This is a genomic window from Sphingobium estronivorans (genome assembly GCF_008692605.1).
Lineage (GTDB): Bacteria > Pseudomonadota > Alphaproteobacteria > Sphingomonadales > Sphingomonadaceae > Sphingobium > Sphingobium estronivorans.
The window spans coordinates 90,891-107,381 of record NZ_LFCT01000007.1 but is presented as its reverse complement, the minus strand read 5'-3'; the positions used below and the strand labels follow the sequence as shown (position 1 = coordinate 107,381).

Here is a 16,491-nt window from a genome sequence, read left to right as displayed (position 1 = left end):
CCCCCTTCTGTCGGTGAATTTTTGGAGTGCCTGATTATGGCCGGGCCCTGGCGAGCCGATGCTCCTCGCGAGCAGCACCCCAAACCTCGCGCGCGGCATCGAGATTCAACCAGGCGATACCGAGGCCGACGACGATGTCCGGCCAGATCGATGGAAGGCGCAGCGTGGCGAGACCTGCTGCGATGATCGCGATGTTAGCGAATGCGTCGTTGCGCGCGGAGAGGAAGGCAGCGCGCGTCAGGCTGCCGACATGGTGGCGGTAGCGTGCCAGCAGGAAGGCACAGAACAGATTGACCGCCAATGCGGCAAGGCCCGTCAGGCTGAGCGGCACGGCCGCGGGCGGCACGGGCGCGCCGAGCTTTTCCCAGAGCGTCCAAAGGAAGGCGAGCGCCGGCGCCAGCAGGATCGCCGAGAGCGCCATGCCGACCCTGGCCCGCTGGATGGCCGTCCATCCAAGCGCAAGCCCGATCAGGAAGTTGACCGCCGCATCCTCGAAGAAATCGGCGCTATCCGCGAGCAGCGACACTGACCCGATCGCAAGTGCAACCGCGAACTCGATCCCGAAAAAGGCGAGGTTCAGAAGCGCCACGACCGCGATCGCAGTGCGTAGCTGCCGGGCTTCCTCGCTCATGGCGCCTTGTCTTCGCGTGGCGGCAGCCGGTTTTCCTCGTGTGCGTCGAAAACGCGCTTCGCATAGCCCTCGAGCAGTGCAGCGCAATGATCGAGGCGCTTCTCGGCTTCCTCGGACAACGGAGCGCCATAGAAGTCGAGCTTGCGGATCTTGGCGAGCCAGCCCTTCAGCTTCTCGAGATCGACATCATTCTCCTCGAGTTCGGCATAGGTGAAATGCTCTGCCGCCGTCTCTTTCGCGATCTCGGCCTCGAAGTCCGTGCAACGGTCGATGAGTTCCTGATACGCCTCGTCGCGATCCGTCGTGAAGCGGCCGATGACCTTTACCTCCTGCCCGCGATCGAGGCCGACTGTCTCCAGCAACACGGCTTCGCCGCCGATCTCGTCGATGTCATTCTCGATGAGCTTGAGCCGGCGCAGATGATCGTCGGTCTTGGGAAGCAGGCAGACACCGCTTTGGAGATAGACAGCGCCCATCCCCTTGAGCTTGCGCCAGATGGCGACCCGCTTCGCAGCGGGTTCGGGCGGAACCTTGTAGGTGAGCAGAAGCCAGGACGGTGATGTAGTCATGGCGGCGATCTATATGTTACCGCCGTTACATGTCAACCCATCGACTCGAACATTTATGACTATGGTGCGGTACAAAGCGCTGGACCGCCGAAGACGATCGGCGGTCCAGCGAGGTTCCGGTCATTTCCCGGCGCGGGATGGTTCCTCCAGCCCAAGCGTTCGCCCGGCATAGCCCGCCGCATCCAGATAGCGGACGCCGGCCACAGTCTGCGTTCGCAGGATTGTCCGGCGGCCATTGGCGCCGGTGCGTGAGGTCAGCGTGCGCCGTTCGATATCAGGCAGACCGCTGCTCCCGCGCAGCGCCTCGCCCAACGGCCGCCCCTGCAACGACCCTGCCGAACGCAGCCGGACGCCGATGATCGCGGCCAGGGTCGGGGTGATGTCGGGGTTGCCGGCGGGCGCCGGATCGACGAATCCCGCTTTGAAGTCCGGGCCGACGGCTGCCATGAAATTGAGCGTGTCGCCGCGGCCAAAGCTGCCGTGCATCCCCTGGCCCTGCTGGAGCGTCGTGTCGGCGATCTCCGCCTGGCAGTTCGTTGGGATCGCGCAGCCGGTCGAGAAGGTGCGGAAATTGACCACGATCGAAGGCGTAGGCGTCACCGCCTTGCCTTTGAGGTTGATCGCCGAAAGCGGGAGCGTCCCGGCGATCTTGCCGAATGCGTCATCGACGAACAAGCCGCTGACATAGTCCTGACGGCTGAGGAGGGCGACCAGTCGACGCGCCACTCGGCGGTCGCGGGTCGGCAGATAGATCAGATCGGAGCCGCCGTTCGCGGCGACGATCACTGATGGATGATCCGGATCGGTCCCGATCAATCCATTGCCGTGCGAGGGATGCGCCCCTGCTGCGACGGGTGCATAGCCGTTGTCGGGATCGAACACGGGCAGCTTGAGCGCACCCGCGAGGTCGAGCGCCAGAAAGCCCGGCGGCAGGAAGCCGGCCGGCACGTCAGGGTAGGAGATTTTGGCCGATCCGCTCGTGCTGCCCTCCTTGGCGATCACCGAGAATCCGTGATCCGAGGTCACGAAGATGTCGGTCGTGTCCGCGAGACCCAGCCGGGTCAGCGTTTCGCGCAACTGGCGGAGATCATCGTCGACGTTCCGGATCGCGGCCATGGTCGAGGGTCCGTTGATGCCGGGCGTGAGCTGGTTGAGGCTGTCGCCCTGGTTGTGCTGGGTTCCGTCGGGATCGCGCGACCAGAACACCATGGCGAAGGGCTGACGTCGCGCTGCGAACATGGGCAGGACGACGCGGGTCGCGGCCGCCACGAAATAGTCCTGTTGCTGCTTGTTGGGAACGAGCGTCCCCGGTCGCGTGGCGGTGCCGCTGTCTCCGTTCGCACCTCGGCTTGGGGTAGCGAAAGGCAACCCTTCGCGCGTGAGGCCTGCCTGTATCTCGGGCGAAAGCGGAATGCCTCGCGGCGATCCGGTCGAGTCGTCGATAACCACCGTAGTCACCCCGTCGCGGGCCTCGTGATCCTGGATCAGCGCTGGTCCGAGCTTGCCGATCGCCGCTGTCGAGAAGCCAGCCGTCTTCGCCGCGTTCAGCAATGTCTCTTCGTCGAGATAGTCTCCGCCGAACAGGCGATCGACCTCGCCCAGCACCAGGTCATCCTCGAGGAACGGGATGGAGCTTCCCTTCGCACTGGCGACCTTCGACTTGACGTAGATGCTGTTGCTGAAGTCGCCGGTGTCGCCGAGTTGGTGGCCGGTCGCGATCGTCGAAGCGTTCGCGGTCGTGAAGGTCGGAAACACCGAGTGGCTGTTGGGGAAATAGACCCCCTCGTCTCTCAGCGCCGCCAGCGTCGGCGCGGTGTTGGTGTCCACGATCCGTCCACGCAGCCCATCGGCCACGAAGATGATAATATTGTGCGGGGGGCTTGGCGCCGCCTCCTGTGCCGCAACATGCGCGGAGGGTCCGAACAGGCTCACCAGCATGAGCAGGGCAGTAAATCGGCGACGCATGGCTTCTCCTGATTTTGGGTGGGTAGTGAATCGGGTTCAGCTAAGGGGAGCGAGTATCAGCCATCAGATGGACAGCAGACCACTCGTCTGCAGAAAGTCGCTCCCTCCTGGGCAGCCCACGGCTTCCCTCTAGCTCTTGCATTGCTGAGAGGGGCCGTCCGGGGAATGTAGCGTGATCGATGGTCCGCTGCCCTCGACCTCGTAGCCAGAGCCGGAAAAGGACTTACCTTGATCGGAAGACGTCAGCGTGACGTTGGGGCCTTCTTCCTTGGTCCGCAGATTCACCGTGCGGCTATCGGCGAGGAAATCGACGTAAACGAGGGAATTATCCTTGCAGCGATAGACGTGGCTGTCCCGAATGGCCGGTGGAAGAACGGCCGCCGCGTTCGTTGCCTGCTGGTTGTCGCCCTGCTCGCCACCAATCGTGGTTGGCTTGCAAGCAGCCAAGGCGAGAAAAAGGCACAGGATCGGCTTTAGATTGGACATGGCGTCTCCTCTCATGCTTGCAGTCATGATCAGGAGTCATCAGCCCGAGCGGGCAGTTCGACCGTTCTGGTCAGGCAGACGCCATTGCCATTCAGAAGAGTAGGCGAGCGAGGCGGGCCGGGTCAACTGGCATGGATCGGATGAGGTATTCGTTTCAGGCCCGAGCGGGTCCGATTCGCCATGGTGATGTGCGTGCCAAAGCAGTGTCCGAGATTACTTGTTGCGCCAGATGAGCAACAATCGGTCCATCTAGGTGTCTTTAGCAACCTCTACTCTGATAATCGCCGCGCTTCACCTGTTGTGGCCTCCCCGTCACCTACTTGAGTGAATCGGCACTTCATTGCCCTGCCTATTGCGGGAGGCCGAAGTGCAGATCATTCTGGCCTCATGTCCGACGACAAATTCCTTACTCCTGAGGAAGTGTCCAAACGCTACCGAGACACTGTCACGGTCGGCACGCTAGAGAACTGGCGGGCGCTGGGAATCGGCCCTTCCTATATAAAGGTGGGAAAAGCAGTCCTCTATCCGATCGAAGAGCTAGAGGCTTGGGATCGTAACAACATGGTGGTCTGCCGGAAATCGAAGGTGGTCGGTCGGGCTCGGACCACCGACGGCTGAGCAACGCGAGGCGCTGCCACACCAAAGCTGTTCTGGCCTGGAGTTCCCCGATAAGAGTGAGCGATCATGCTTCTTGTGCTGCTTGCTCAAATCGTCTTACCCGGCACTTCGTTCGCTTGCACGCCAACCCGAGTGTGGGATGGCGATGGACCGATCTGGTGTGCAGAGGGGCCGCGCATCCGCCTCGCCGGCATTGCTGCGCGTGAAATCGACGAAACCTGTAGAGCAGGCCATCCCTGCCCGTCAGCCAGCGGGAAGGACGCGCGTGACGAACTGGTACGCCTACTCGGTGGGGCAAGAGGCGTCACAGCAACGGGCCACGTGCTCGTCCGTGGCCCAGTCCTCCAATGCCATTCGGAAGGAGCGGCAAAGGGTAGCCGGACGGCCGCGTGGTGTTCCACGCCGCGCACAGGCGACCTGAGCTGTGCGATGGTCCGCTCCGGCCGTGCTCTGGCTTGGCCACGCTACGGTGGTAACAGGATATGCAGCCGTGCCCCTTGGTAGCTGGCATGTCGAAACCGGCCAATTGCTTCGCAGGAATCGGGGTCTTGTCCTTCGGCTCGACGATGGCGGTGAGTGGCGCTTGGAAACGCCTTCAAGCGCGCTTCGCTATCTCGGGAAACGCGTGCGAGTCGAAGGTGTCCGTGATGCCTTCGACTTGATAGCGGTGAAGCGTATCGAAACTGCAGCTCCGGATGGGACGGAGCGGCAAGGCGGTATCGTCAAATGGTTTGCTGAGATCCTCTGCCAGGAGTAACATGCGTAAGCATGGGTTGCCGGGAATGCACCTCGGTTGACGTGGGGAGCAGCCCCTCCAAGACCGAAACCGATCCCACCTGCAGCCCCCTACTAGGATCGAAAAGCAGATAAATATTAATATAATCAGTTAGTTGATCGCACCTAGTAGCATGATGCACAACCATCCCAGCGGATCGCCGGAGCCCAGCCGTCAGGACATAGAAATCACCCGCCAAATCGTGGAAGCGGGGAAAAGGCTCGACATCGCGGTGCACGACCACATCGTCATCGGATCGCAAGGACATGTGAGCCTGCGCGCGAAAGGATTGCTGTAGCGCGCCCTCATGGGCGGGGAATGTCCATTCCCCGCCCATAGAGGAGATATCAAGCCCCGAAGCCCACCGAGAGAAATTCCGGAACCGGTCCGTTCCAGCCATCGTCCGGACCATCACCCACCGGTTCGGGCCGGCGCGGGCGGGCGCCATTGCCTTCGGCGCGCACCGCGCGGGGCTCTTCGCGCCGCCGGTCGTCCTTGCGGCGTTCGTCCCTGTTGTCCTTCCGCCGTTCCTTATCCGCCTTGCGAGGCTCCTCTGCGGCCTTTCCGGCAGCGGCCAGCGGCGCATCGATCGTCTCGATCTTCTGCTTGATCAGCTTCTGGATATTGTCGATCGCCTCGGCATCGTCCGAAGTCACGAAGGTATAGGCGACCCCCTTCGCCCCCGCGCGACCGGTCCGGCCGATGCGATGGACATAATCGTCCGGATGCCAGGGCGCGTCGAAATTGAACACATGGCTGACGCCCTTGATGTCCAGCCCGCGCGCGGCCACATCCGAGGCGACAAGGATATTCACGACCCCGGTGCGGAACCGCTCCAATTCGGCAATACGGGCGGACTGGTCGATATCGCCGTGAATCTCGCCCGATTTGAAGCCATGCCGTTGCAAGCTCTTGTTGAGGTCGCGCACGGTCGTCTTGCGGTTGCAGAAGATGACGGCGCTCTGCACCTCCTCGCCTTCCAGCATCGCGCGCAATGCCTCGCGCTTCTTGCGCGAATCGACCTTCACCAGCCGCTGGGTGATGTTGGTCGAGGCCGTGGCGGGCCGCGCCACCTCGATCGACTTGGGATTGGAGAGGAAGCGATCCGCCAGCTTCTTGATGACCGGCGGCATGGTCGCGGAAAACAGCAGGGTCTGCCGCTGGGCGGGCAGCTTGGTGCAGATTTCCTCGATATCCGGGATGAAGCCCATGTCGAGCATCCGGTCGGCTTCGTCGATCACCAGCATCGAACAGCCGTTGAGCAGGATCTTGCCCCGCTGGAACAGGTCCATCAAACGGCCCGGCGTCGCGATCAGCACGTCGACGCCCTTTTCCAGGGCCTTGAGCTGATCGCCCATCTGCACGCCGCCGATCAGCAGCGCCATGTTGAGCTTGTGATATTTCCCGTATTTCTCGAAATTCTCCGCCACCTGCGCGGCCAGTTCGCGCGTCGGCTCCAGGATCAGCGAACGCGGCATCAGCGCGCGGGCACGACCATGGGCGAGAATGTCGATCATCGGCAGCACGAAGCTGGCGGTCTTGCCAGTCCCCGTCTGGGCGATGCCGATAATGTCCTTCATCATCAGCACGGGCGGGATCGCCTGCGCCTGGATCGGCGTGGGCGTGTCATATCCGGCCTCATTAACGGCCTTCAATAGTTCGTCGGAAAGGCCGAGATCGGCAAAAGTCATTCAGATGTCCGGGACAGGAGGTTCTCCACCGCACAGAAACGCACGATAAAGGAAATCGCGCGCGCCTTGCTGAAATATCGCCCTCTTGTCAAGAAAATCGCGACGAAGGCGGACCTAATCCTCAGACTCAATCGGCTCCAACCGCCGAAAGCCGTCGATCCCGCAACTCGCGCCGCTGCGTGCCTGCAGCACGTCCCGGCCTGAACAGAGCGACCCGTCCTCATCCGGCTCGACATAGAAGCCGGAATAAAAACCCATGCTGCTGCATCCCCGCGCCAGCCGGGCGCGATAGCGGTGATTATCTGCCAGCAGCAGGTCTATGGCGTTCTCCATGACGATATTGGCCGACCGAATCGAACGCAGGGCAATGCAGCGCGGCCCTTTCTTCTCCTTCCATTCATTCCGCGCTTCCGGCACCGGCCGCACCGGCGCCCGGCCCTTTTTCGCCATCGGCACCCGGATGATGACGCGCTGCTCGATCGTCAACTGCGCCCATTGCACGGGCTCGGCAGCTGGCGCATTCAACAGCAGCAGGACGGAATAAAGCAATTCGAACCCCTTTTGGGACGTAGACGCTATGGGCCGAAGGTTGAACGGTCGATGAATTTCAAGGCATAGGACAGTGCCATGATAGGACAAAACATTATCGCGCGCTTCCAGCAACTTCTGGGATCGAAGGGCGTCATTACCGATCCCGGCGATATTGCGCCCTGGATCAGCGACTGGCGCGGCCGCTATCATGGGCGGACCGCCGCGATCCTTCAGCCGGATTCGACCGAGCAGGTCGCCGCCGCCGTCAAGCTGGCGGCGGATTTGGGCGTGCCCCTCGTGCCGCAGGGCGGCAACACGTCCATGGTCGGCGGCGCCACACCCCCCGCGGACGGTTCTGCGCTGATCCTGTCGCTGCGCCGGATGAACCGCATTCGCGACCTGTCGCCGGACGACAATCTCGCCTTGTGCGAAGCGGGCGTGATCCTGACCCATCTGCATGAAGCCGCCGCCGCAGCCGACCGCCGCTTTCCCTTGAGCCTGGGCGCCAAGGGTTCGGCCACCATCGGTGGCCTCATTTCCACCAACGCCGGCGGCACGCAGGTCCTGCGCCACGGCACGATGCGCGCGCTGGTCGAAGGGATCGAGGCGGTGCTGCCCGACGGCAGTATCTTCCACGGCCTCGACGCGCTCAAGAAGGACAATCGCGGCTATGACATCAAGCAATTGCTGATCGGTGCCGAAGGCACGCTGGGCATCGTCACCGCCGCCTCGCTGCGCCTGGTCCCCGCCATTGCCGCCCGGGCGGTCGGCTGGGTCGGCGTCCCCTCCCCCACGGCGGCGCTCGCCCTGCTCCGCTTGTGCGAAGCCCGGCTGGGCGACAGCGTCGAAGGCTTCGAGGTGATCGCCGACGATGGATTGGGCCATGTCCTCTCCCACATTCCCGGCACCCGTTGCCCGATCGAAACCCGCACGCCCTGGCATGTGCTGATCGAAGTCGACCATGGCGACCTGCGTGAACCCGGCCCTGCCGAACGGCTTGAAACCGCGCTGGCCGAGGCGCTGGAACAGGGCCTTGCCGTCGACGCCGCCATCGCCGCCAATGAAACACAGGCCGAAGCTTTCTGGCGCATCCGCGAATCGATCTCCGAATCCGAACGCGCGCAGGGTCCGGCGCTGCAATATGACATCAGCGTGCCCGTTGCCCGCATGCCTGCCTTCATGATGGAAGCGGCGGCGGCGGCAGAAAGCACCTTCCCCGGCACGACCGCTTCCTCTTTCGGTCATCTGGGCGATGGCAATGTCCATTTCCACGTCCGCGCGCCCCGAGGCACGACCGACGGCCCCGCCTGGATCGCGGCGCAGGGGCAGGCGATCAACGCTTTCGTCCACGATGCGGTGGTCGCGGCAGGCGGTTCCATCTCCGCCGAACATGGCATCGGACAGATGAAACGCGCGGAACTCGGCCGGCTCGCCAGCTCCGCGCGCCTCCGCGCGCTGCGCGCGATCAAGGCCGCCTTCGATCCCCAGGGCATCATGAACCCGGACAAGCTGATCCCCCGCCCGGAAGAAGGCTGAAACAGACCCCACTCCACGCACCGGGCGTCGACAAAGCGATTGCCTAGCGCGCCCAAGCCCATTATCCCCCTCGGCCCAGTATCAGGCCCGGCGGCGCAAGGAAAATGCGCCGCTTTTTGTGAGAAATGGACTAGCACATCATGGCAAGCGCGCCCGCGAACGGCCTTCCCGTCTTCTACAATGACCTCATCCCGCTGAGCAGCGTCGATCACGCCGCCTATCGCAGCCGCTCCGTCGATGCGGCGCCCTTCCTCACCACGCAGCACGCCATTCCGCTGACCGTCGACGAATTCGTCGCTGCCCAGCGCTTCGTGCCCATCATCTTTTCCTCGGGCGACGATTCGGTTCCGCTGGCGCTGATGGGCCTTAATGAAGGCGTCAACACCTTCCTCGACGATGAAGGCAAGCTGCGCGGCCCGGCCTATGTCCCGGCCTATGTCCGCCGCTATCCCTGGATGCTGGCGAAGCTGCGGCCCGACAGCGACGAACTGTCGCTCTGCTTCGACCCGACCAGCGACGCCATCGGCGAAGTCGAGGATGGCCAGCCGCTGTTCGAGGACGGCAAACCCAGCGAACTGACTCAGGGCGTCCTCAAATTCTGCGAGGATTTTGAGCAGGCCGCTGCCCGCACCGGCCAGTTCATGAAGGATCTGAAGGACCTCGACCTGCTGATGGACGGCGAAGTCGCCATCCAGGTGCCGGGCAACGATCAGCCCTTCGTCTATCGCGGCTTCCGCATGGTGAACGAGGAAAAGCTGCGCGACATGCGCGGCGACCAACTGCGCAAGATCAGCCAGAACGGCATGCTGCCGCTGATCTACGCCCACCTTTTCTCGCTTCAACTGATGCGCGAAGTGTTCGAATCCCAGGTGGCGCAGGGCAAGGGTCCGATCGCCGTTCCGGCGACGGCTGAAACGGCCGAAGCCTGAACGGAACCTAACCGTTTCATGACGGATAATTGAGGAAAAAGGTTGCGCGTTGCCACTTGAAACTCCGCGCCACCTCCTCTATTTACTGAACATACGGCGCACCTGCCCCCCTTTCGGGTGTGTCGTATGGGCGCCTCCCCCTTAGGAGGCGTCTCCTCCCTGAACCTTGGCCACCCCATGCGAATGCATGGGGTGGTTTTTTATTGGTTGACGTCACCGAAACCTCCACCTAAACGCGTCCCCCTGCCGGTCGCCCAGAGCGACCTCAAGGCCCCTTCGTCTAGCGGTCAGGACGCGGCCCTCTCACGGCTGAAACACGGGTTCGATTCCCGTAGGGGTCACCATTTCTGATTTTTCAAGGGCTTAGCGTGATCGCAGCCCTGAAAATCTCACAGTTTTATCTCACGCTGATTCATGGTGCCGATAGGCTTCTATGGTAGCCCTAGCTGTTCGCTTGGTATGAAGTTGCCCTTCCGCAAGCCACCAGTAGCAGTCGTCAGATGAACCCGGTATAATGCCGATGATGCGCCGCTATCCGTCCCACCAGTCAGTGCCGTCCATCATCCATGAGCGTGTATTCTTCGGCTTATGGATTGCCATGTCAGCGTTGATGATCCTTGCCTACGGTATCGAATTGGAGCGGCATGTCGGCCAGACCCACAACATATTATCCTCCATGGGCATTGGCCTACTATGGTGCGTCCCATTTGGAATCGTTGGGTTGCTGCTTCGGCGTCGGCGTTTAAAGAAACTGGCGGAGCGACAGGCGTTTCTCTCTTCCTTGGCTGAGCAAAAATAAAATCAGCGATCCGTTCTCACCCGCCATCCACCGGACTGCCTGCTTACCACCCCTGCCGATCATAAAAGGCGGCTACAAAAGGTTCCTTTCCAATACAAATTCAAAAGCTAAGGTCTGAACGTCGTTGGAGAACGGTCGATTGGCCCTTTATGAGAACCGCAGAGCTTGAGCGGCTCCCCAAGCAGCCCTTCCCAACGTGCTATGGCATCCAGTTCGCCGATCAGCCACGTAACCGTAACACCGCCTGGTCGCGCCAGATTCGCGCTTCCGCTTCGATATTCTCTGCGCAATCAGGGCATTTGCGAGAACCCATTGCTACCGAGACTTCTCGCGAGGTGGGGCCAAAGAGTCGGCGGGGCGCGACATGAAATGGTGCTTGCAGCTGAGTGATCTTCTCGCAGGCTCGGCAGGAAAACTTCTCCCGAACGGTCTGGACCACTTTCCACTGGCGCGGCACGACCTCGAGCATCTCGGTGATATCCTCGCCCAGCTTGGACAGTCGATCCGAGCCGGAGCAGGGGCATGCCCCGGGCGCGGGGATGATGACGCGTTCGCGCGGCGGATGCTCGGGCAAAGGGCTTGCGGGCGGGTCGCTTGCGCTCGAACCGTGCGACGTTGGTCTTCGCCGCTGCCAGTGCAGCCCACAGCTCATCTTCGCTGGCAGCGGTGCGGCTGGGGCTGCCCAGATCCATCTGCACGACGTCGGGTGCCATCCGCTTCACCTCTCTCGGCCGATCAAGGCGCCGTCAGATAGCGCCGCCGCAGAGCTGCGATATCCGCCTGGGAGAGACCAAGCCCGTCGCGCGCATAGGCGTCGAACGATCCATAACGGCGCTGAACCTCGTCGAAGGCGTTTTGCAGATATTCGGGACGGACAGTCAGGACAGGCTCGAGGAAAGCGGGATCGAACGCAGCGCCCGATGCTTTCATCGCGGCAATCGTCGCGTCGTTCTTGGCCTTCAAATAGCGATTGCTGGCGAGGAAATCCGCCATCACCGTTTCCTGCGGAACGCCCAGCAGGGTCAGGATGACGGCCGTGGCCCAACCAGTGCGATCCTTGCCCGCGGTGCAATGATAAATCAGCGGTCCGTCATTTCCTTCCGCAAGCTCGCGCAGCAGCGTGCCATAAGCCGCGCGGGCACTGGGCAGAGAGACGAAATCCCGATTGGCGGCCGCCAGCAGCGCAGCCCCTTGTCCGCTGGCGATGGCCGCCTGCGCCTTGCGCATGTCGCCGCCCAGCGACCCGCTGCTGTCCGCCGCCACATCGAGAATCTGTTGCCGCACCCCCGGCGGCGCCCGATCGGGTTCGCGCTTGCGTTCGGTTTCGGTCCGCAGGTCGACCAGCAGACCGGGCCTCAGCGCACCGATCGCGGCCAGATCGCCGTCGCTCAAGCGGTCGAGCTGGTCGGAGCGGTAGATCAGCCCCGGCTTCACCCACCGGCCGTCAACGGTCCGATAGCCGCCGATATCGCGAAAGTTGGGCGCCGTGGACAGATGCAAGGCCCGATCGGTCAGAAGCAACGGACCGCCGCGATCCGGCGTAAGCGTGAAATACCAGCGTTTATCCGGCGCAAGCCTGGCAATCGTCGCCGAATCCGTCGCTCCCCCCTGTGCGACGGGTTGAGACGTCATGGGAGCCGCCGGGTCCGAACTCGCGAAAATGCGAACATGACCCGCACCCGCCATTTGCCAGGCTATGCGATAGCTGCCGTCGGCCTGCTTTTCGACCGACGCGGCTGTGAACGGGATAGGGGCCGCCGAACGTGCCGCCGATGCATCCCATCGGGCGGCGGAATGATCGACCGCAGTGGAACATCCTGCCAGCGCCAGAGCCAGCGCCACAATACAGGAAGGGGCATGTCGCATGATCAACCTCGCTGAGAAGAAATATTGCCGCCATCGACAACGATTTCGCTGGCAGTGATATAGCTTGCTTCGTCGGACAGCAAAAATCGCACGACGCGGCCGATCTCCATAGGATCGCCGATCCGGTCCAACAGGATGCGTCTTTCGAAAAAGCGGTCAGGCAACGCCTCGATGGCCGGGCGCATCATCGGTGTCAGTATCTGCCCCGGCGAGACGGAATTGACGCGGATACCGTCCCTTGCAAGCCTGTCCGCCAACGACCGGACGAGCGACAGCAGCCCACCCTTGGCAGCGGTATAGATCGGGTTCATGGCATTGCCCAGCGTGGCGTTGATGGACGCAATGGCGACGATGGCGGATCCCGGTTGTGCGGCGAGATCGGCATGAATCGCCTGGGTCAGCAACGCGAAGGAGCGCAGATGCACCGCCATGCAGGCATCCCATCCTTCCACTGTCACCCCCTCGAGCGATCCGGTGTCGACCGTACCTGCGGCATGGACCAGCCCGCCCGGCGCCCCCACCCCCGAACGGGTGGCCGCCAAAGCAGGCGCGATCGCCGCCGGATCGCGCAGATCAGTGGCGACGCCGATGGTCGCGACGCCAAAACGCGCGGCGATCCGCGCCGCCGCCTCGCCCGCAGCATTGGCGTCGATGTCCCAGAGCGCAACCCCGCGACCCACCGCCGCGAGCGCTTCCGCGGATGCGAGCCCGATGCCCGACGCGCCGCCGGTCACGATTACCGGCGTGCCCGGTGTGTCCAGAGCGGGGGAGAGAGTCATGCAGTTTTTCCTTTCATGGTCGTTCAGGGGTGGGCCGACGATGCGGGCGGCCCTTCCTTGGGGAAAAAGCCCTCCAGCCGGATATTGCTGATCTGCGGCGCGCCCTTCGCTACCGCGACCCACATGATGTGATCGAACACCGCCGGATCGTCTGTACGTCCCCCCGGCGTACCACCGGTGACGCCGAGCTGCACATAATCATGGCCGTCGCGCGTCTGATGCTCATATTTGTGGAAATGGCCGGCAAGCACCGTGTAGTCGCGTCCCCGCAGCATCGCCTCTATCTCTCGGAAAGCAGGCGAATCCACCTTCCATGCCGGGCGATGCATCAGCACAAAGGTCCAGCGGACATGGGGATTGCGCGCAAGGGCAGAGCGAACCATGGCGAGCTGAGCCGCGCTGAAAGCGACATTTTCGGACGCGCGCAACTTGGCTGCGAGCTCGCCGATCCGGGGCTCGCGGGCAAACAGGGCCTTCGCTTGTTCGGTATCGCCCTGCAGGGCCTGCAGCGCGACGCCCATGGCCTGCGGGCCATATGCCTCCAGCAGCTTGCGGCGGGCGATCTTCGGCTGCGGCGGGTCTTCGGTATTGAGGACCAGGAAAAGCGCGTTCTTGTAGGTAAAGCTGTAATAATCCGCCCCCAGCCGCTTGCGCCATGCCTGGAGCTGTATGTCATTGGTCAGATCATGATTGCCCGGAACATAGAAGAAAGGCATGTCGAGTTTACCCGTCGCGGCGGTGACGTCCTGCCATTCCGCGTCGATCTGGCGAAGGTCTTCGCTATTCCCTTCGATCAGGTCGCCAATATTGATAACGAAGTCGGGACGCAGCTTGTTGACCTCCTCCAGCGCATGTTCGAACACGCCGGGACGGTGTTCGCCCGTCCGGTCGCCGATCACGACGAAGCGGAATTCATCCTTGCCGCCGGCAAAGTCCTTGCCGGTGCGGGCGACATCGGAATGGCCAGGCCGGTAATCGGGCGTCACCGGCCCCGCTCCACACAGAAGCATGGCCAGGGCAGCGGTCAAAAGGGCGCGATGTTTCATGCCGGCCTCCTTTAAAATTCGACGCTCAGATCGACGCCATAGGTGCGCGGTTCCCCGAAGATCGCACCGGGGCGACCGATGTTGAACTGCATCAGATAATAGTCCTTGTCGGCAAGGTTCCGGCCCCAGAGCGCGGCCTTCACGCCGCGCAGGCCGGGAATGTCGGCAAGACTCAGCCGCGCGTTGATCAGGCCATAGTCCCCGACAATATATTTGCCGCCGCTGATGGTCGCATTGGTGAACTTGTCGCTCTGTGCGGTATAATTCGCATTGGCAGTCAACTTGCCGATCGGCAGCGGCGGCAAATCGTAGCTGATGTCGAAGGCGAACGTATGTTCGGGCGCGTTGGTGAAGCGGTAACCGCTCGCTATATCGGTGCCGCCGGGACCGATGATGCTATCGTACCGTGCTTTCAGATAGCTGTAGTTGGCCGTGACACGCAACTCGCGGACCGGGGCCAGGGTCAGATCCATTTCCACGCCCTTCACCGTCGCGCGCCCGGCATTCAGAACGTCGGTGATGCGTGCATTGGTCGGGTCCGACTGGACATTGATCTGGATGTCGCGATATTTGGAAATGAAACCCGCAATGTTGAAACGCAGATGATTGTCGAGCCACTGGCTCTTCATGCCGGTTTCATAGGACCAAAGCGTTTCAGGATTGAAACCCTGGTTGAAGCGGGCGATGGAACTGGCGCGGATATTGTAGCCGCCGCTCTTATAGCCCTTCACGGCCTTGGCATAGAGATGGACGTCGCGCGAGGCGTCGAAGCCGATCACGAAGCTGGGGCTGAAATCCTTGAAATTGCGGCTGCCGTCGCCCAGGCCCGGCACGTCGGTGATCGGGCCGCCGGCGATCTGCGACTGGCGGGCCAGCGTCGCTTCGCGCTTGTCCCAGCTCTGGCGCACGCCGACGGTGAAATGCAGGCGTCCGTCGAGCCAGGCGGGCGTGACGGTCGCCTGACCGAAGACAGCATAGGAACGGTTGTGGATGGTCGCCGTAGTGAAACTGCGCGTCAGAGTCGGTGGGCTGTAGCTGTTGCTGAAGTTATCGCCATCTTCCTTGAAATAATAAAGGCCGACGACATATTGCAGCACATTGTCGAAGGCATCTCCGACCATTTGCAATTCCTCGCTCCACTGATCCTGCTTCGCGACGCTGCTGTTCTTTTGCAGTGGATTGGGCCCGGTGGCGCCGGTCAGATAATCCTGGTTCTGGAAATTGTAGAGTTTGCGATAGCCGGTGATCGAACGGACAGTGAGGCCGTCCGCAGCCTTCCACTCACCGATCAGGCTGTGGCCTTGCGACACGATGTCATTGGGCAGGACGTCGCGGACGAAGGGGCTGCCTGCCTTGGGGCGCGGTGCCGTCAGCGGGAAGAGCGGGGACAGCGCGACATAAGCGGGCGTGTCGCCAATCTCCGTCCGATCATAGCTGTAGCGCAGGTTGAACGCGTCCGAAGGCTGCCACAGCAGATCGCCACGCATCGCCTGCCGGTCCTTGTCGCCCCAGCGCTTCACGCCGGTGCCCGGATTGCGGATGAACCCGTCCTGCTGCTGGTTCACATAGGAGAGGCGAGCAGCGATGGTCTGGCCGATTGGCACGTTGACCGCGGCCTTGAAGCGGCGGTTGTCGTAATTGCCGAGCGTCACCTGCCCCTTGAAGCCGAAATCGTCGAGATCGGGCTTGCGCGTGATGAAATTGATCGCGCCGCCGGTCGCGTTGCGACCATACAGCGTGCCCTGGGGACCGCGCAGCACCTCGATCCGCTCCAGATCGGCCACTTCGACCGCCATTCCCTGGCTGCGGGCGACATAGACGCCGTCCATATAGACCGCGACGCCGCCATCCTGGGTGATCTGATCGTCGGACAGGCCGACCCCGCGCATGAAGATCTGCGTGGTCGCCGCATTGTTGGGAAAGGGCGTCAGTTGCAGCGCCGGTACATTCGCGCGCAGGTCGGTAAGGCCACTGATCCCCTTCGCTTCCAGATCTTTCGCGGTGAAGGCCGCGATCGAAACGGGGGTATCCTGAAGCGATTCCTCTCGTTTCTGGGCAGTGACGACGATTTCCTCAATGCCATCCGACGCGCCGCTCTGCGCGAGGGCGGGTAGCGCCGCGGAGCCAAGCAAAGGCGTCAGTACGGCGTAGATAAACAGGCGATTCGGCATAGTCTCTCTCCCCAAAAAGCGGGCTTTTCCGGCGCTGTTACTCCGCGTCCCTCAGCCCTGTCGCCGAGTTATCTACCGTCATGTAGGTAGAATATCAAT

At 62.4% G+C, this 16,491-nt stretch carries 16 protein-coding genes, 1 tRNA gene, 2 pseudogenes and 1 riboswitch; of the genes and pseudogenes, 8 read left to right on the top strand and 11 right to left on the bottom strand.

From position 1 onward, the window contains the following. Positions 1-34: 34 nt before the first annotated feature. The 4 genes from F7P65_RS06875 to F7P65_RS06860 all read right to left on the bottom strand — a co-directional run bounded on the left by F7P65_RS06875 (position 35) and on the right by F7P65_RS06860 (position 3,651). Positions 35-631, bottom strand: a complete 597-nt coding sequence (locus F7P65_RS06875) for a cation efflux transmembrane domain-containing protein (protein ID WP_150291006.1) — start codon at positions 629-631, stop codon at positions 35-37. After that, the gene (locus F7P65_RS06870) at positions 628-1,200 is read right to left on the bottom strand and encodes a Chromate resistance protein ChrB (RefSeq protein WP_150291005.1); all 573 of its coding nucleotides are present in this window, start codon (positions 1,198-1,200) and stop codon (positions 628-630) included. Before F7P65_RS06870 ends, F7P65_RS06875 begins: the two co-directional genes overlap by 4 nt. Before the next feature lie 120 nt (positions 1,201-1,320). After that, positions 1,321-3,165, bottom strand: coding sequence for an alkaline phosphatase family protein (locus F7P65_RS06865; RefSeq protein ID WP_205451961.1), 1,845 nt, complete (start codon positions 3,163-3,165; stop codon positions 1,321-1,323). A 129-nt stretch (positions 3,166-3,294) separates the two neighbouring features. After that, on the bottom strand, positions 3,295-3,651 hold the full coding sequence (locus F7P65_RS06860; RefSeq protein ID WP_150291004.1) for a hypothetical protein: 357 nt from the start codon (positions 3,649-3,651) through the stop codon (positions 3,295-3,297). Positions 3,652-3,674: 23 nt separating this feature from the next. Next, a riboswitch (Fluoride riboswitch) is annotated at positions 3,675-3,749 on the bottom strand. 289 nt (positions 3,750-4,038) lie between these two features. Here F7P65_RS06860 and F7P65_RS06855 point away from each other — a divergent pair. The 4 genes and pseudogenes from F7P65_RS06855 to F7P65_RS06840 form a co-directional block, all read left to right on the top strand. After that, entirely contained in the window at positions 4,039-4,269 is a 231-nt protein-coding gene (locus F7P65_RS06855) for a helix-turn-helix domain-containing protein (RefSeq protein ID WP_150291003.1), read from the top strand. A gap of 63 nt (positions 4,270-4,332) precedes the next feature. Next, positions 4,333-4,773, top strand: coding sequence for a thermonuclease family protein (locus F7P65_RS22320; protein WP_150291089.1), 441 nt, complete (start codon positions 4,333-4,335; stop codon positions 4,771-4,773). After that, on the top strand, positions 4,694-5,026 hold the full coding sequence (locus F7P65_RS22315; protein ID WP_338053891.1) for a DUF5818 domain-containing protein: 333 nt from the start codon (positions 4,694-4,696) through the stop codon (positions 5,024-5,026). Before F7P65_RS22320 ends, F7P65_RS22315 begins: the two co-directional genes overlap by 80 nt. A 151-nt stretch (positions 5,027-5,177) precedes the next feature. Then, a pseudogene (locus F7P65_RS06840) lies at positions 5,178-5,342 on the top strand (JAB domain-containing protein); the annotation flags it as partial. A gap of 49 nt (positions 5,343-5,391) precedes the next feature. On the opposite strand, the gene F7P65_RS06835 reads toward F7P65_RS06840, so the two are convergent. Both F7P65_RS06835 and F7P65_RS06830 read right to left on the bottom strand, forming a co-directional pair. Then, entirely contained in the window at positions 5,392-6,735 is a 1,344-nt protein-coding gene (locus tag F7P65_RS06835; protein WP_150291002.1) for a DEAD/DEAH box helicase, read from the bottom strand. A 114-nt stretch (positions 6,736-6,849) separates the two neighbouring features. After that, positions 6,850-7,284, bottom strand: coding sequence for a hypothetical protein (locus F7P65_RS06830; protein ID WP_150291001.1), 435 nt, complete (start codon positions 7,282-7,284; stop codon positions 6,850-6,852). Positions 7,285-7,362: 78 nt separating this feature from the next. On the opposite strand from F7P65_RS06830, the gene F7P65_RS06825 reads away from it, so the two are divergent. From F7P65_RS06825 to F7P65_RS06810, 4 genes are all read left to right on the top strand, one after another. Beyond that, the gene (locus F7P65_RS06825; protein WP_150291000.1) at positions 7,363-8,802 is read left to right on the top strand and encodes an FAD-binding oxidoreductase; all 1,440 of its coding nucleotides are present in this window, start codon (positions 7,363-7,365) and stop codon (positions 8,800-8,802) included. A gap of 140 nt (positions 8,803-8,942) precedes the next feature. Beyond that, complete coding sequence (locus tag F7P65_RS06820; RefSeq protein WP_150290999.1) at positions 8,943-9,731, top strand: SapC family protein; 789 nt, start codon at positions 8,943-8,945, stop codon at positions 9,729-9,731. A gap of 269 nt (positions 9,732-10,000) precedes the next feature. Further along, a tRNA-Glu gene (locus F7P65_RS06815) sits at positions 10,001-10,075 on the top strand. A gap of 170 nt (positions 10,076-10,245) precedes the next feature. Beyond that, on the top strand, positions 10,246-10,530 hold the full coding sequence (locus F7P65_RS06810) for a hypothetical protein (RefSeq protein WP_240334222.1): 285 nt from the start codon (positions 10,246-10,248) through the stop codon (positions 10,528-10,530). Positions 10,531-10,864: 334 nt separating this feature from the next. Here the strand turns inward: F7P65_RS06810 and F7P65_RS06805 are convergent. From F7P65_RS06805 to F7P65_RS06785, 5 genes and pseudogenes are all read right to left on the bottom strand, one after another. Then, positions 10,865-11,192, bottom strand: a pseudogene (locus tag F7P65_RS06805) (IS66 family transposase zinc-finger binding domain-containing protein); the annotation flags it as partial. Between the two features lie 73 nt (positions 11,193-11,265). Next, positions 11,266-12,396, bottom strand: coding sequence for a tyrosine-protein phosphatase (locus F7P65_RS06800; protein WP_150290998.1), 1,131 nt, complete (start codon positions 12,394-12,396; stop codon positions 11,266-11,268). A 2-nt stretch (positions 12,397-12,398) separates the two neighbouring features. After that, positions 12,399-13,175 carry an SDR family NAD(P)-dependent oxidoreductase gene (locus tag F7P65_RS06795; RefSeq protein ID WP_150290997.1) on the bottom strand — a complete coding sequence of 259 codons (777 nt, stop codon included), beginning with the start codon at positions 13,173-13,175 and terminating at the stop codon, positions 12,399-12,401. Positions 13,176-13,198: 23 nt separating this feature from the next. Further along, the gene (locus tag F7P65_RS06790; RefSeq protein WP_150290996.1) at positions 13,199-14,221 is read right to left on the bottom strand and encodes a metallophosphoesterase family protein; all 1,023 of its coding nucleotides are present in this window, start codon (positions 14,219-14,221) and stop codon (positions 13,199-13,201) included. Positions 14,222-14,232: 11 nt separating this feature from the next. Further along, entirely contained in the window at positions 14,233-16,392 is a 2,160-nt protein-coding gene (locus F7P65_RS06785; protein ID WP_150290995.1) for a TonB-dependent receptor, read from the bottom strand. Positions 16,393-16,491: the final 99 nt, after the last annotated feature.